Origin of the sequence: Amycolatopsis japonica, from assembly GCF_000732925.1 — a bacterium.
Classification (GTDB): Bacteria; Actinomycetota; Actinomycetes; order Mycobacteriales; family Pseudonocardiaceae; genus Amycolatopsis; species Amycolatopsis japonica.
Window position 1 is genome coordinate 6,882,721 of the sequence record NZ_CP008953.1, and the last position, 15,226, is coordinate 6,897,946.

General features: G+C 69.7%; 14 protein-coding genes. 4 read left to right on the plus strand and 10 right to left on the minus strand.

The window, feature by feature from the left end:
* Window positions 1–65: 65 nt before the first annotated feature.
* The 4 genes from vanX to AJAP_RS31725 form a co-directional block, all read right to left on the minus strand.
* The gene (gene vanX, locus AJAP_RS31710; protein ID WP_038518289.1) at window positions 66–674 is read right to left on the minus strand and encodes a D-Ala-D-Ala dipeptidase VanX; all 609 of its coding nucleotides are present in this window, start codon (window positions 672–674) and stop codon (window positions 66–68) included.
* Entirely contained in the window at window positions 664–1,710 is a 1,047-nt protein-coding gene (gene vanA-Ao2, locus AJAP_RS31715; RefSeq protein WP_038518292.1) for a D-alanine--(R)-lactate ligase VanA-Ao2, read from the minus strand. Before vanA-Ao2 ends, vanX begins: the two co-directional genes overlap by 11 nt.
* A gap of 1 nt (window position 1,711) precedes the next feature.
* Window positions 1,712–2,743: a VanH-AOV family D-lactate dehydrogenase gene (vanH, locus tag AJAP_RS31720; protein WP_073848014.1), complete on the minus strand. Its 1,032-nt coding sequence runs from the start codon at window positions 2,741–2,743 to the stop codon at window positions 1,712–1,714.
* A 121-nt stretch (window positions 2,744–2,864) separates the two neighbouring features.
* Window positions 2,865–3,590 carry an alpha/beta fold hydrolase gene (locus tag AJAP_RS31725; RefSeq protein WP_051972661.1) on the minus strand — a complete coding sequence of 242 codons (726 nt, stop codon included), beginning with the start codon at window positions 3,588–3,590 and terminating at the stop codon, window positions 2,865–2,867.
* 68 nt (window positions 3,591–3,658) lie between these two features.
* On the opposite strand from AJAP_RS31725, the gene AJAP_RS31730 reads away from it, so the two are divergent.
* Window positions 3,659–4,324, plus strand: a complete 666-nt coding sequence (locus AJAP_RS31730) for a TetR/AcrR family transcriptional regulator (protein WP_084098410.1) — start codon at window positions 3,659–3,661, stop codon at window positions 4,322–4,324.
* On the opposite strand, the gene AJAP_RS31735 is transcribed toward AJAP_RS31730, so the two are convergent.
* Window positions 4,245–4,709: a hypothetical protein gene (locus AJAP_RS31735; protein WP_038518294.1), complete on the minus strand. Its 465-nt coding sequence runs from the start codon at window positions 4,707–4,709 to the stop codon at window positions 4,245–4,247. The genes AJAP_RS31730 and AJAP_RS31735 overlap by 80 nt on opposite strands.
* Window positions 4,710–5,126: 417 nt before the next feature.
* Window positions 5,127–6,479, minus strand: a complete 1,353-nt coding sequence (locus tag AJAP_RS31740) for a hypothetical protein (protein WP_038518297.1) — start codon at window positions 6,477–6,479, stop codon at window positions 5,127–5,129.
* Window positions 6,480–6,686: 207 nt separating this feature from the next.
* Between AJAP_RS31740 and AJAP_RS31745 the strand changes: the two genes are divergently transcribed.
* Window positions 6,687–7,850, plus strand: a complete 1,164-nt coding sequence (locus tag AJAP_RS31745) for an AI-2E family transporter (protein WP_038518299.1) — start codon at window positions 6,687–6,689, stop codon at window positions 7,848–7,850.
* Between the two features lie 8 nt (window positions 7,851–7,858).
* Here the strand turns inward: AJAP_RS31745 and AJAP_RS31750 are convergent, their stop codons facing one another.
* Both AJAP_RS31750 and AJAP_RS31755 read right to left on the minus strand, forming a co-directional pair.
* Window positions 7,859–10,333: a LuxR C-terminal-related transcriptional regulator gene (locus AJAP_RS31750; RefSeq protein ID WP_241832910.1), complete on the minus strand. Its 2,475-nt coding sequence runs from the start codon at window positions 10,331–10,333 to the stop codon at window positions 7,859–7,861.
* 119 nt (window positions 10,334–10,452) lie between these two features.
* Entirely contained in the window at window positions 10,453–10,914 is a 462-nt protein-coding gene (locus AJAP_RS31755) for a DUF7144 family membrane protein (protein WP_038518305.1), read from the minus strand.
* A gap of 200 nt (window positions 10,915–11,114) precedes the next feature.
* Here AJAP_RS31755 and AJAP_RS31760 point away from each other — a divergent pair, with 200 nt between their 5' ends.
* Window positions 11,115–11,621, plus strand: a complete 507-nt coding sequence (locus AJAP_RS31760; RefSeq protein ID WP_038518308.1) for a DUF1269 domain-containing protein — start codon at window positions 11,115–11,117, stop codon at window positions 11,619–11,621.
* A 23-nt stretch (window positions 11,622–11,644) separates the two neighbouring features.
* Here AJAP_RS31760 and AJAP_RS31765 read toward each other — a convergent pair whose 3' ends face one another.
* Window positions 11,645–11,899, minus strand: coding sequence for a hypothetical protein (locus AJAP_RS31765; protein WP_228694664.1), 255 nt, complete (start codon window positions 11,897–11,899; stop codon window positions 11,645–11,647).
* Complete coding sequence (locus AJAP_RS31770) at window positions 11,896–12,240, minus strand: hypothetical protein (RefSeq protein WP_051972662.1); 345 nt, start codon at window positions 12,238–12,240, stop codon at window positions 11,896–11,898. Before AJAP_RS31770 ends, AJAP_RS31765 begins: the two co-directional genes overlap by 4 nt.
* 172 nt (window positions 12,241–12,412) lie before the next feature.
* On the opposite strand from AJAP_RS31770, the gene AJAP_RS31775 reads away from it, so the two are divergent.
* On the plus strand, window positions 12,413–15,022 hold the full coding sequence (locus tag AJAP_RS31775; RefSeq protein WP_407639386.1) for a LuxR C-terminal-related transcriptional regulator: 2,610 nt from the start codon (window positions 12,413–12,415) through the stop codon (window positions 15,020–15,022).
* The last annotated feature ends 204 nt before the right edge of the window (window positions 15,023–15,226 follow it).

Below are 15,226 nucleotides of genomic sequence, written 5' to 3' on the forward strand. Positions count from 1 at the left end.
CGTAAAACGTGAAGGCCCCCTTGCCTCGGCTGAGCCGAGGGAAGGGGGCCTTCACGCGCGCCTGCCTACTCGATGGGGAAATCGAAATAGGTGTCCGGGTGAGGCTCGTCCTTCAGGGTGTAGTGCCACCACTCGCACTCGTACGAGCTGAAGCCCGAGCCCTCCATGACCGCGCAGAGGTGCGCGCGGTTCTTCGCGGCCTCTTCCGGCACACCGTCGGCACCGTGGTGCGAGACGACGTCCATCAGGTCGTGGTCGCCACCCATGTCGGCGAGCTCACCGGTGTCCAGGCGGTAGAGCGTCAGGTCCACCGTGCTGCCCCGGCTGTGCCCGGACTTGGTGGCCACGTAGCCCTGTTCGAACATCTGGGGTCGCTCGATGTTCGGGTAGTGCCTGGCCTTCTTCCGGCCGTCCTCGGGCTCTTCCGCCCAGCGCATGAACCGGTCCACGGCGCGCTGCGGGCGGTACACGTCCCAAAGGAGCAGACCGAAGCCGAGCTCCGCGGCCTTGTCCCGCGCCTTTTCCAGCGCCGCGCAGAACGCACGCGTGCCGACGACACGGTTCACCAGGTAGCCGTCCACCGGCTTGCCGGTGAAGTTGTCCCACGTGGCGTACTTGGCGTCCCAGCGGATTCCGGAGACGACCTCGTCGACGAAGACGAAATCATCCCTCATTCGTCACGTCCGCCAGCGTCAGCTTCACCAGGCGGTCGATCACGTCGCCGAGCGAGAGGCCGGCGGCGTTCATCATCCGCGGGTAACGGCTGTACGAGGTCAGGCCGGGCAGGGTGTTGACCTCGTTGAGCACGACACTACCGTCCTCCTTGAGGAACAGGTCCACCCGCGCGAGCCCGCTGCAGCCCAGCGCGCGGTAGATGACCTTGGCCGTCTGCTGCACGAGGTCGCGCGAGGAGTCCGGGATGTCCGCGGGGACGATGAAGCTCGAGTTCTCGGAACCGGTCTCGGGGCTCTCCTCCTGGTGGATCTTGAAGAAGCCGTGGGTCAGCGCGACGCGGTCGACCTCGCCCGCGAACAGGTCCTCGCCGTCGCCCAGGATCGAGCAGCCGATCTCGCTGCCGATGACGGCCTCTTCGATCAGGATCTTCGCGTCGTACTGGCGCGCCTCCGCCAGCGCGGCGGGCAGCTCCTCCTTCGAGGAGACCTTGCTGACGCCGAACGACGAGCCGGAGCGGGCGGGCTTCACGAAGACCGGGTAGTTCAGCTCGTCCGCGTCGACGTCCTTGTCCGGCGTGACGATGTGGAACGTCGGCGTCGCGATACCGGCACCGTTGACGACGGAGTACGTGAGGGACTTGTCGATGCACATGACCGAGCTCGGGAGGTCGCAGCCGACGTAGGGGACGCCGGAGATCTCCAGCAGGCCCTGCATCGCGCCGTCTTCACCGAACTTGCCGTGCAGCACCGGCAGCACCACGTCGAGGGCGATCGTCTCGTACTTGCCCTCGTCCAGGACGAGCAGACCGTGCACCCCGCGGTCCGGCGACAGGACGGCCGGGCGGACGTTCCCGTTCTCCCAGTCCTCGGCGGGGCCGTCGCAGAGCATCCAGGAGCCGCTCTGGGTGATCCCGATGTAGTACGGCTCGTACTTCTCGAGGTCGAGGTTCTTCTGGACCTCACGCGCAGATTTGATGGAGATAGGATGTTCTTCGGAAAGCCCGCCGAACAGAATTCCGATTTTCAGCCTACCCATACTACTTCCCGCTTTCGAATTGGAGACAATTGATGATGGAGTTTTCAACAGTGTCACTCAGTGCGTGGTCCGTGTAATAGGCGGTATGCGGACTGATGAGCACGTTCGGCAGCTTTTCCAGCCGCAGCAACGTTTCACTCTCGAGCGGCTTGTTCCGGCAGTCGGCGTAGAAGATCCCTTCCTCTCCTTCGACGACGTCCAATGCCGCTCCGCCCAGTTTTCCGTCTTCCAGTGCCGAAATGAGGGCTTCGGTTTCGATGAGCGGGCCACGTCCGGTGTTGATGATGTACGCGCCGTCCTTCATCCGCTCGATGTTCTCGCGGTCGAGGAGATGATATGTGTCCGTATTGAGCGGCACATGGAGCGTCACGATGTCGCTCTGCTGGAGCAATTCGTCGAGCGGAACGTAATCGGCCGACGCGGTCAGCAGCGTGTCGTAGGCCAGCACCCGGCAGCCGAAACCACGCAGCCGGTCCAGCACCGCGACCCCGATCCGCCCTGTTCCGACCACTCCGACGGTCAGATCGCGCAGCTCTTTCCCGCGCACTTCGTTCAGCCGGTAGTCGTGGACCTCGGTGCGGCGGACGATGGACTTGGCGTCGCGCACCGCCATCAGCATCAGCATCAGCGTGAAATCGGCCACGCTGTCGGGCGAGTAGGCGACATTGCCCACGGTGATACCGACGCTCGCCGCGTAGTCCACATCGATGTGGTTGAAGCCGATGCTCCGGGTGGAGATGTATTCGACACCCGCTTTGCCGAGTTCGAGAAGAATGGAGTTCGTGACCTTGGTCTTGTGACCGATACTGATGCACCGATTTCCGGAGACCAGCCCGATATTGGCCTCGGATACCGGCTCGTCCACAATGGTCGGAATTACGCCGAAACGAGGAGCCATCTCCCGGAACAAGGCGGCCTCGTCCGATCCGCAACCATAAATCGTGATTCCCCTCGCCAAGACGGCCGAGGAGGAGGCGGACGCCGGCGATCCGGTGCGGGGGGCAGCTGATCGCGCTGGTTCGCTGTGGGTCATGCCCGACATTGTAGGCAGCGCGTTGTTGCCGCTTCTTATGGGGTTTTCGATGCCCCGACAATAAGTTACCAACTGGTAGCGCCGAGTGCACGTCGTTGTCGCTCACCTGCGCCGCACAGCTCTACCGCAGATCTTGCCCACCTCCCCCGGACGCCGGAACCGCCCCGTGACCGATGCCACAAAGCCATCCGGACACGAGGTCCGCGAGGTGTTCGGGCGCGTCCCTGGCCACCAGGTGACCCGCCGACGGGACGCGGACGACGGTGACCTGACGGCCTGCCGCGCGCAGACGGCCGACATCGGCGTCGCGCAGCGGCGATCCCTGGCCGCCGTGCACCACCAGGATGGGCAGGTCCACGACCCCGGCCGTGGCGAGCAGGGCGGGGCCCGAGCCGAGGACGTCGTCCACCAGGCGGGCGTAGCGGCCGGTGAGTCCATGGAAATCGAGCCACGAACGCGCCCTGCCCGGCTCCAGGTCGGGTACGACGTCGACGAGCACGAGCCCGGACGCGCGCGCCGCGACGGCGGGATCCGCGAGCGCCGCGATGGCGGCCAGGCCACCGACCGAGGCGCCCACCAGGACGACCGGCGCGGGCTGGCTCGCGATCATTCCGGCCACGTCGTCGGCCAAGGCCCGGAGCGTGGTCGCCCGACCGGAGCTGTCGCCGTGTCCGCGCAGGTCGAAGGCCACCGACCGGAAGCCGTTCCGGGCCAGCACCGCGGCGACCGGCGTCCAGACCTCGCGGCGCTCCCCGCCCGCGTGGAGCAGCAGGACCGTCGGGCCGGCTCCGGTCACCGTGCCCCGCAGGGTGACCTCGCCCAGGTCGAGGCTGATTTCGGTACGCATGGCATCCCCCTTACCTTGGACCGTCAAGGTAACGCAGATACCTTGGCCCATCAAGGTACGATCCGCCCGTGACGACTTCCCGCGCACGACGGGCGCCCGAAGAGGCCCGGCGGCTGATCCTCGACGCGGCCGCTTCCCTGCTCGGCGAGTCCGGCGTCGCCGCCGTCCAGATGCGCGCCGTGGCCGCGCGGGTCGGCATGACCGACGCCGGCGTCGCCCACCACTTCGGCAACCGCGAAAAGCTGCTCGCCGAACTCCTCCGGCACGGCGGCCGCCGTCTCCGGGACGCCCTTCAGGACCTGCTCACCAGCTGGCTGGACCACGACGCCGACCTGCTGGAATTCGTCGAAGCCCTGCACACGCTGTACCGCGACGGCTACGGCGAGCTCGCGGTGGCGCTGCACGCGGCGGGCTGGCGCGACCCGGGCAGCGGGATGCTCGACCCGGTCGTCGACGCCCTCCACCGGCTCCGGCCGCCCGGCGGCTCACTCGACGACACGCGGCTCGCCGTCGCCGCCCTGCACCAGGCGATGGCCACGGAGCCCCTGTACGGGAGCGATTTCCGGCGCAGCGCCGGGCTCACCGGTGCCGCGGCCGACGACTCGTCCGCGCAAGTGCGCTGGTGGGCGCGTCAGCTCCATTCGGCGCTCGGGCTCAGGCCCGATACGGCCCCTGGTCCCCGAGATCCGGGCTCACCCGAGGCGTCCGGCCCTCCTGCCCGGGCACCGGGGTGACCGTCACCTCCCGCACCGGTTCGGCGTCATCGTCCGCGCGCTTCCGCCGCCGCGCGCCGACCGCCACGTCGTCCTCGCGCCGCCGGGCGAGCACGGACAGGGTGAGCACATGGGCCACGGCCATGAGCAGCAGGAACACACCCAGCCTGCCGACGAACGCGGCCGTCGAACCGGACCAGTCCGGCGCCACGACCGCCAGCAACGCCAGCATCCCGATCGCCGCCAGATGGAAGACCGTCACCACCATCCAGGCCACCGATCCGCTTCCCTCGCGGGCGTCCGGTGCGGCCAGGAAGCGGCGGGCGCCGCGGTACAGGACCTGGCCGTCCGCGACGACGAAGATCAGGCCGATGATCAGGAAACCCGGAAGTTCGTTGTCGGGCATCGTTGCCTCCTCCGTTTCCCGGGGGATACCCGCGGAACGCCGGGAGACGGGCCTCATGCCTCGATCGTGTGACCGGCCGGGTCCGTGAAGGCCCCCTTGAGGGACTTCGTTCGGCGGGCGAATGTCCCCAATGTGGCATTGGGGGCGCTGAGCGTCTCCAATGCCACATTGGGGACACACGCATAAGTCCGTGAAGGCCTCCTTGAGGGACTCAGGGTCCCTCAAGGAGGCCTTCACGGACTTGCGAGGCGCCACACGAGCCCCATGAGCACCAGCAGTCACAGCGGCCGCGTGTGAAGGCCTCCTTCCCCCGGCTCAGCCGAGGAAACTCGACCTTCACACCGTCCCCAAGTACATGAAGGCCCCCATCCTTGCGCCTAGGTACAGGAAGGGGGCCTTCACGTACTTCAGCGAGCGTCAGCGAATGCCCTGCGCCAGCCGTTCCCCCAGGCCTTCGACGTCGTCGAGCGCTGCTCGCAGCTCGGCGGCGTACTCCTCGGCCCCGGCCCGCAGGCCCCGCTCGACGACGTCCACGGCATCGAACGTCTCGACGTCCCCTCCGCTCAGCGCCGCGACGGATTCCTTGACGACGGCGCCGAGCAGGAGTTCTTCGGGGACCCCCGGCGCCCCTTCCAGCGGCCAGACGAGGTCGTCGAGCACGCTTTGCCCGCCGACTTCGCGGACCAGGCCGGCCGCGGTGCCCCCCGGCACCCGGAAACCCTCCGGCAGCACCGCGCGGACGCTCATGTTGTGCGAAAGCCAGTACAGCAGCTGCGCGTTCACTTCCAGCTTGACCGGCTTCGGCGCCAACCACAGCGTGAGGTTCACGTAGTACTCGGTGAGGCGATCGAGCACTTCGCCGCCTTTTTCGAAACCCCACAGGTTGATGTCGAAATAGTGGTGCCAAGTGGCGTCGGCGACGATTCGTCCGACGCCGGCGGCCGCGCCGTCGTACACGCAGGACACGCCGTAGACCTGGCCGTTGCGCTTGTCGGTGCCCTGCGCGACGATTTCGGGCTTCGGCTGCCCCGAACGGCCGGACGGCCAGACATCCGCGGGGAATTGCGCCGGGATGACCAGCTGCCCCTCGTGCATGTGGTCCGGGAAGATCGTGATCGGTCCCCGCCGTCCCTGGAACAGCACGTGCGGCCTGCCGAACCGCTTCCGCAGGATCAGCTCCTGCGGGTACGGGTCGAGATCGTTCGGAATCGGATTGTTGATGTCACTGCCCCACGGATCCGGCTGGTGGGTGTTGTGGCTGAACTCGATACTGGCGTCCGGCCGGTCGTTCCAAACCCGCAGCTCACCCGCGCGTGGGACCCGGTGCCCCAGTGCCCGCCCCAGGTTCAGGTAGTCGGGCAGCGACGGATCCGCTCCCGGCGGACGCGGATTCGAGTGGTCGCCGCAGATGAGCACGCCACCACCGGCGTCCATCCACGTCCGCAGCGCGGCGACCTCCGCGTCCACGAGTTCGTTTTCCGGCTCCCCCGGCATGTTGGACTGCAGGATGCCGAAGAACCACACCTGCTCGTAGCGGCCGAGCACTTCGGAAGTGAGTTTGTTGGCGGCGTGCCCGCCTTCGTGCCGGTTGATCAAATCGATCTCGAACTCGGCGAAGAAAGGCTGATTCCCCAATAGGAGATCACGGATGATTCCCAAGGAGAAGCCGCCGTTCCCCGAGAAGCCGACGAAATCGGTGTAGAACAGAATTCTGATCTTCGGCTTGGCGAGCGGGCTGACTTGATCAGCGACGAGACGCGCGTCGAACATCGGTATTCCCCCTTGCTTGAAGCGCCATGCCGTCCTCCCCGGCGGCGCCCTCCCTTCCACGTATACCGGAACTTCCGATGATCGTGCAGGCACCGGAGCGCGCCCGAAAGGGCGGCCCGGGACGCGCTTTTCGCCCGCGCCGGGCGATCTTCGGATACCGGCGATCTGCCACCGTGGAACACCGATCCGCCTCCCGGAAGGTGCCGCATGGTGCGAATATCGTTCGACGAATTCTCCGCGTACCGGTTCCGCCGCCGGAAAACCGGCGGGCGACGGAAAACCCGGAGCCTCACGAAACGGCCGCCCCCGATACCGGCGCCACCTCCCGCCACCGGCACCCCGTTTCCCCGCGCACTGGTGGTGCTTCTGGGATCCGCCGCCGCGGTCGTCGTGCTGGCCGGACTGAGCGCCGTCGCCTGGCTGGCCGGGCCCGTGTTCCTCGCCCTCGTCATCGTGATCACCCTCGACCCGGTGCGGACCTGGTTGCGCGGCAAGGGTTTCCCACGCTGGCTCACGGTCGCCGTCCTGGTCGTCACCGTCTACGCCGCGTTGCTCGCGCTCTTCCTGGTGGTCGTGGTCTCCCTCGCGCAGCTTTCCGCCCTGCTCCCCCGCTACGCCGGACAGGCCGACGAACTCCTCCGTGACGGAACGGCGTTCCTCGGCCGGTTCGGGGTCGGCGAACCACAACTGCGCGAAATTCTGTCCACTATGGACACGGGTAAGCTGATCGGGTTCGCCGGATCCCTGCTCGCCGGCGTCTGCGGCCTGGTCACGAACCTGGCCTTCCTGCTCGCCTTGATGCTCTTCCTGAGCACCGAATCGGCGTGGGCCGGGCAACGGCTCGGCCGGATCTCGCGCGATCGGCCGTGGGCGGGCGCGGCGTTGCGGCGGTTCGCCTTCGGCACGAGGCGGTACCTGGTGGTGACGACGGTGTTCGGCGGGGCGGTGGCGATACTCGACACGATCGCGCTCGCCCTGCTCGGCATCCCGGCGGCCGTGCTGTGGGGGCTGCTGTCCTTCGTCACCAACTACGTGCCCAACGTGGGTTTCGTGATCGGGGTGGCCCCGCCCGCGCTCATCGCGCTCCTCGACGGCGGCTGGCGCGCCATGCTCGTGACCATCGCCGTGTACGTCCTGCTGAACTTCGTGGTGCAGTCGCTGATCCAGCCCCGGTTCGTCGCCGAGTCGGTCGGTCTGTCCACTTTGGTCACCGTACTCGCGCTGGTGTTCTGGACCTGGCTGCTCGGGCCGCTCGGCGCCGTCCTCGCCGTGCCGGCGACGCTGCTGGCCAAGGCGCTGCTCATCGACGTCGATCCGCGGGCGCGCTGGGCCGAGGCGCTGCTGTGCTCGCCGGATCGCCGGAAGGGCTGACCGCCCGCTCAGGTCAGGCCGTGGTGGCGCGCGACCACCACGGCCGACCGGCGGTTGTTCACCCCGAGCTTGCCGTAGATCGACCGGACGTGGGTCTTCACCGTGTTGACCGACACCGTCAGATCCGACGCGATCTCGTCGAGCGAACGCTGGGACGGCAGCCGCCGCAGCACCACCTGCTCGCGATCGGTCAGCTCACTGGGCGGGGTGTTCGGCACGAGACGCCCGCGGACCGTCTGCGCGAAGCGGTCCAGCGAGCCGAAACCACCGGAATGGTCGATCAGCAGGTTCCTGACGCGCGGCTCCGCGAGCGCGAACGGGCGGATCAGCCGTTGCGGCCGCGCGAGGGTGAGCGCGCGGTCGAGCGCCTGCAGCGCCAGGGTCCGCCGGTGGGAACGCAACGCGAGCGCGGTCTCGGCCAGGCGGGTGTCCACCGGGGTGGCCGGCAGCAACGCGGGAGCGGATTCGGTGGCGCGCAGGACCTTTTCGGCGAGGTCGGTCTCCTCGACGGCGAGGTGGGCCCGGATCTGGAGCAGGGCCAGCTCGGCGGTGCCGGACAAGCTCTCCTGCGCCCAGGCGAACACCTCGGCCGCGTGCAGGCCCTCGCCCACCACGAGCGCCGCGTGGTGCTCGACGACCGTGCACATCCCGATGATCTCGCGGGGCAGTTCGAGATCCGCGAGCCGCCGCCGGGCCGCCCGCATGGCCTGCGAGCCCGCCGTCCGGTCGCCGCCGTCGAAGCGGACCATGCCCTCGAAGAAACCCCGCAGTGGCCCCAGAACCGGTGCGGATACGGGCACCTCCGCCCGCGGGGCCCTGGTCAGCTCGCCCGCGGCCGCCACCGGTTCGAAGCGCATCAGATCGTCGTAGGCGAGCATCAGATGGCATTCGGCGACCCCCGGCGAGCGGCACCAGCCGTGCCGCCGGGCGACGGCGAGCGCGCCGATGCACGCGCGCCGCATCGCCGTGTGGTCACCGAGCAATCCCGTCGCGACGGCGAGCGCGAGTCTGCTGTGCAGGACGAGATGTTCGAGCCGTTCCCCGTGAGCGAGGCGCAGCGCGGCCTCGGCACGGGCGACGGCGTGCCGCCGGGCACCCCGGTGCAGTGCCCGCCAGACCAGGTCGACCTTGTCCCACGCGATCGACTCCGGCGACCGCGTCACCGTGCTTTCGGGTGGCCCGTTCCCGGTCACCAGCGCGAGATGGGGCGCGGCCAGCCGTCGCAGTCCGTCGTCACCGAGATCGGTGGCGGCGGCGGTGAACTCCCCGCGCTGGACGTGTTCCAGCGCGGACGCCAGCCGGAGCCGGGGGCTCGCGCTCAACGCCCCCTCACCCAGATAGGCGAGCGCGCCCCGGACGAGTTTCCCGTCGCCTGCCAGGACCTGGCGCACCGCGTGGTCACGCGCCAGGCGCAAGGCGCCCTGACGATCCCGGCCCGCGACGGCGTGCGTCAGCGCTTCCCCGAACCGCCCTTCCCCGGCGTACCAGCGGGCGGCGATCCCCTGCAGCCGCCGTGCCCGCGCCGGGGACCGGCGCGCCAGCTCCGCCTGCAGGAAACCCCGCAGCGGGGCGGGAAGCCGGTAGGTGTCGGCCGGCGTGCGCACGACCAATCCGGTCTCGCGCTCGAGTTCGTCCAGGGTCACCCCGGCGTCCGGCGAACCGGTCAGCCGCGCCGCGAGCGCCGCGCTCACGTTGTCGCAGACACTGACGCAAAGCAGCAGATCCGACGTCGCGGACGGCAACCGCGAGAGCACCTCGTCGGCGAAGAACCGGGCCACGGCGAGCTCGTCGCCCCCGACGGCCGCGACGAGCCCGTCCGCGTCCTCGGCCTCGCGCACCGAGACCGCGGCCCAGCCGAGCGCGGCGGCCCATCCCGCGGTGCGCTCGGTCAGTTCGCGGACCCGGTCCTCGCCCACCGTGGCCCCGGTGGAGCGAAGCAGGTGCGCCGTTTCCTCCACGCTGAAGCGGAGTTCGGCGGCGCCGAGCCGGGAAAGCGCGCCTTCGACCGCCAGGCGGGCCAGCCGCAGTTTCGGCTCGACGCGGGTGGCCAGCACCAGCCGCAGCATCGGCGGCTGGTGCCGGGCCAGCGCGGCGAGCGCTTCCACCGGCTCCGGACGGGAGATCTCCTGGACGTCGTCCAGGACGAGCCACACCGGTTCACGCAGCCCGGTGAACACGTCACCGAGATCGGCGAGGAACTCGGTGCGCCGTCCGGGTGACGGTGGCCCGAGCCGGAACTCCGGGAGGCCGAGGTTCCGGCGCAGCGAGAGGAGGACGGCCGACCACAGACGGCGCTCGTCGTTGTCGTCGTCGTCCAGCGACACCCAGGCCACGTCCCGCCGATCGCGGGCCCAGCAGGCCAATGCGGTGGTCTTGCCGGAACCGGCGGGTGCCCGGAGCACGGTCACCGGCCGGGTTCCGGCACGGTCGAACAGGGCCGTGAGCCGGGCGCGCGGGACGAAGATCCCCGGCACCCGCGGCACCGTCACCTTGGCCGAAGGGATCCGCCAGGACCGCGATGTCGTTCGAGCGGGCAAGTCAACCTCTCGATCGTCCGAAGGATCGCGACCCCGGCGAGGCCACGACTGTACTGGTCAGCGGGTCACCAGAGCTCGTCCGAGGTCTCGTCCCCGTGCACGAGCACGGCCCAGATCACCAGGACGTCGAGGGCGATGACGACCACGCCCCAGATCGGGTACGCGGACAGGAACACCAGCTGCGCCAACGCGTTGAACCCGGCGAGCAGGACGGTGACGACGCGGGCCCACGGCGCCCCGGTGAACAACGCGCTCCCCGCGAACACGGCGAGGACCCCGACGATCAGGTGGATCCAGCCCCAGGCGCCGAGATCGAAGACGAGCAGCCCCGACGGGCCGAGCAGGTAGTAGTTCTGTTCGAACAGCGCGACCAGCCCCTCCACCGCGGTGAACAGGCCGGCCATGATGGTGATCGACGCGGCGAACCAGACCCAGCCCGATCGCCGCGACGCCCTCGCGGCGTGCTCCGGCGAGGACGGCGGGCCGGTGTCCGCCGTGGTGGTCCAGTGATGCGCTCTTTCGCTCATGGTCCCTCTTTTCGGAAGCGGGGGCTGCGGACCCGGGCGATCATGGTGCGTCCACCGTGACGGCGGCCTCCCCCGCGCCAGGTGAGATCAGGGCCGTGTCCCCGCCGGTCCGCCTCATCCGGCCCGGGCGATGCGGGGGTGCCGCCGCCCGGAGCACAGTGCGGCCTCCGAGCACCGATCCCGACCGAGGAGGACACACCATGAGTTCGCTGACCGTATGGGCCTTTCCCACCGCGGACGGCGCGGAGAACGCGCTCGCGCTGCTCGAACGGTTGCAGAAACAACAGCTCATCAAGATCGCCGACGCGGCCTATGTCACCTGGCCCGAGGGCAGGAAGAAGCCGAAGACCAAGGACCTCGGTTCGCTGACCGGCGCCGGCGCGCTCGGCGGCGGGTTCTGGGGACTGCTGTTCGGCCTGATCTTCCTGGTGCCGCTGCTGGGAATGGCCGTCGGCGCGGCGATCGGGGCACTGACCGGCTCGCTTTCCCGCGTCGGCATCGACGACGACTTCATCGCCGCGGTCCGGGCCAAGGTCACGCCCGGCACGTCCGCGTTGTTCGTGATGGCGGACGGTGCCGTGCTCGACCGGGTGGCCGAGCCGTTCAAGGAGACCGGCGCCGCCTTGGTCACCACGAATCTCACCGACGAGGAAGAGGCGCGGTTGCGTGCCGCGTTCGGCGAGTTCGCCCTCCCCGAACGGCTCTGATCCCGGCCGCGGGTTTTCCCGATTCACCGCGCGATCGGGAAAACCCGCGACGGCAGTTCCCGGACCCGGTGCACGGAGTCCACGCGCATCCCGAGTGCTTCGAGTGCGCACAGAATGCGCGAAACGCTTCTTTGCTCGGTCACCGTGCCGAAGACGATCAGCTCGCCGCCGATCGGGACCACGCACATTCCCCGGAAATCGTCTACCGCCCGGTTCGCCTGTTCGGGGATTCGGCCACTGCCCCGGAAGACGTAATTCATTCCGGCCAACGGGCTCATCGGTTCCCCTTTCCCCGCCCGGCCAGGTACCAGGCCGCGGCGAGTACCGCCAGATCGACCGCCGCCATGATCGAAGACCAGGTGTGCCACGGCAGGAAGAGCAGCCGCGCGAACAGGTCGAGACCGGCCCGCGCGGCGAGCCGGATCGAGGTCACCGAGGTCAGAGCCGCGAGCAGGACGGCGAGCGAGAAGAACCCCGTCTCGGGTCCGACCCGGCCGGTCCCCAGAAGGTCGAGTACCGCGAACTCGGCGGGACCGATCCAGAAGAACTGTGTCGCGACGAATACCGACGTCGGCCGTTTCCGGCCATTCCCTTTTCTCCGGCAATCTCCACGGGCCATCACGCGGCACACGATTCTGGGTGCGCTCGCCCTTTTCCTCGCCCAGCACGGGTGAGACCGGCGAATTGCCTGGCAGGATCCGCTTCGACGATGTGAAACTGGCCGCGAAGGAGGCTGGCGCATGATGCAGGATCAGCATATTCCGCCGCGAAGACGGGTCCCGAGGACAAAGGTGACCATCCCCGATCCGCCCCCGGATCTCGTTTCCCGGCCGCGTTTGCTCGCCGCTCTCGACGAAGCGGGAGAACACGCGTTGGTGTTCGTCGGGGCGCCCGCGGGTCTCGGCAAGACGGTGTTGCTCGCCGAATGGGCCGCCCGCCGTCGCGGGGCGGTGGCCTGGGTGTCCGCCGACGCGGAGGACGACGACGAGCGGCTCTTCTGGTCGGCGGTCCTCGAAGCACTGTGCGGCTGCGCCCGGATCCCGGCGGGGAATCCGCTGCGCTCGCTGGCGGTCCCCGAGTCCCCCGGCACGGATCTCGCCTTCCTGGCCACGATCGCCGACGCGCTGGACACGGTGGACGAACCCGTCCTGCTCGTCCTCGACGACGCGCAGGAGATCACCCACCCCGGCACCTGGCGCGGGGTGCGTGCGCTCCTGCGCCATCAGCCGTCGGGGCTGCGACTGGTGGTCTCGAGCCGTCTGGAGCCACCGCTGCCGCTGGTGCGTGCCCGGGTTGCGGGAGGACTCGTCGAAGTGGGCGTGGACCGGTTGCGCTTCTCGCCGGAGGAGGCCGACGCCCTCATCTCGGCGATCGGGCCGGGCATCCCGCCCCATCAGGTGGGGCTGCTCGTGAGCAGGACGGGCGGCTGGCCGGCCGGACTGCGCCTCGCCGCCGCTTCGGCGGCACGTCAAGGAAATCTCGCCGACTTCTTCGCCGGACGGGACCGGGCGGTGCTCGACTACCTGACCGACGAGGTACTCGCTCCCCTGTCCGCCGTCCACCGGGATCTGTTGCGCGCGATCAGCATCTGCGACGAGGTCCCGGTGGGGCTGGCGGCCGCGTTGACGGACCGGCCGGACGCGGAGGCGCTGCTGCGCGAGCTCAGCGAACCCGCGCGCGTGGTCCACTCCGGCGGAACCCCGCCGCGCCACCGGGTCCCGCCCCTGCTGCGCACCTACCTTCGGGCCGAGTTGCTGCGCCGGGATCCGGACCGGACGAGATCCCTGCACGCGGCCGCGGCGCGCTGGTTCGCCGAACACGACCAGGCCGCCGCCGCGCTGTTGCACAGCGTCCGCTCGGGGAACACCACTCGCGTCGGCGAACTTTCGCGCCGCCACGCGGTGCCGCTGTTCCTCGGTGGTGAGCACAACGTCCTGCGGCTCGCGCTCGCCGTCCTCGGTGAGCGGCGGGCCGTGGCCTCTCCCCTGCTCGCGCTGGTCTCGGCCGCGCTGTATCTGGAACGGGGTGAACCGACGTCGGCCGAGTCGCAGCTGAGCTGCGCGGACGCGGCCTGGCCCGCCGAACCGGAGGCGGAGCTGACCGTGTTGCGGCAACTGGTGCGATCCCGGCTGGCCCAGGTCGATCGCGGCCCGGCGCAGGCCGTCCGCGCGGCGGAACAGGTCGACGAGCATCTCGCGGCGGACACCGGGCTCAGCGGGCTGGCGACCCTGCACCGGGTGGGTGTGCTGACCGCACGCCGCGATCGTGCCTCCGCACGGGCGGCACTGGCCCGCGTCGCCGAGTCCGCCGGGGACGCGCGTCACCATTTCCTGGCCACGCAATGCCTTGTCACGCTGAGCGGACTGGCCGGATCGGACGGCGATTACCGCGAAATGGAGGCGCTCGCCCGGCGGGTGCAGGCCCGGCACGCGGCACACGACCCGCATCGCTCGCTCGAAGGCGCCCAGGTGTCCGCGCAACTCGCTTACGGCTCCTTGCTGCGCGGCGAGGCCGCCGAATGCGTCGAACACGCGAAACAGATCGGCCGGATGCTCGGGGACGCGCCTGCCCGCGCGGCCGCGAATCTGGGCCTGATCGCCGAAACCCTGCGTGGCGCGGCGGAATTCGAGCTCGGCGGCTGGCATTCGGGACTGCGGAGAATGCGCCGCGCCCGCACCCGGCTCGGCACCGGGCGGAGTTTCTCCGCCGAACACGCGGCGTGGTGCGCGGTACTGGAACACCGGGCGGCGCTGCGGCTCGGCGCGGCCGATCAGGCACGGGAGACCTTCCACTGGGCCCAGCCGATCATCACCGGTTCCGGCGAACTGCTGCTGATGCGGGCCCGCACCCAGCTGCGGCTCGGCAGGCAGGGCGCGGCGAGTGCCGTGCTGCGCTCGCTGTCGGAGGACGGCGCGCCGATGCTGTTGCCGTGGTCGGGGATCGAGGCGTCGCTGATCGGCGTGCGGGCGGCGCTCGCGGCCGGTGCGCCGGAACGCGCCGTGCGGTCGCTGGACGACGCCCTGCGCGCCGCCGGACCCGGCGACGTCCGGTTTCCGTTCGTGTTCGCCCCTTCCGACGTCATCGCGTTCCTGACCGCGCGCCTGGGCAAACTCGGCGCCGGTGAGCGGTTCGCCTGCCAGGTGCTCGCCCGGCGCCGCGAATCGCGCACTCCGCCGATGCCGGCGCCGCTGACCGAACGGGAACGCAATGTCCTGCGCCTGCTGCCGACGCAGCGCTCGATCGACGAGATCGCCCAGGATCTGACGGTTTCGCCGAACACGGTCAAAACCCACGTCCGCGGCATCTACGCGAAACTCGACGTCCGCAGCAGACGTGACGCCGTGGCGATCGCGCTCCGGCGCGGCCTGCTGGACACCGAGGGCATCGATCTCCCGCGCTGACGGCCACTCGCGATCCTGTGTCGCGAAAGCCACTTTCGCAACGTTGAAGGTTGCGAAAGTGGCTTTCGCAACACCGTTCCGCCTTACCCCTGAACGGAATTCGAACCCGGCGTGAGGAGACCACGGCCTTGGTGCCTACGACCGACACCACGCGGGCGGTTTGGCGGTTCGTCCATCTCGCGGTGCTGCGGCCGCTGCTCACCG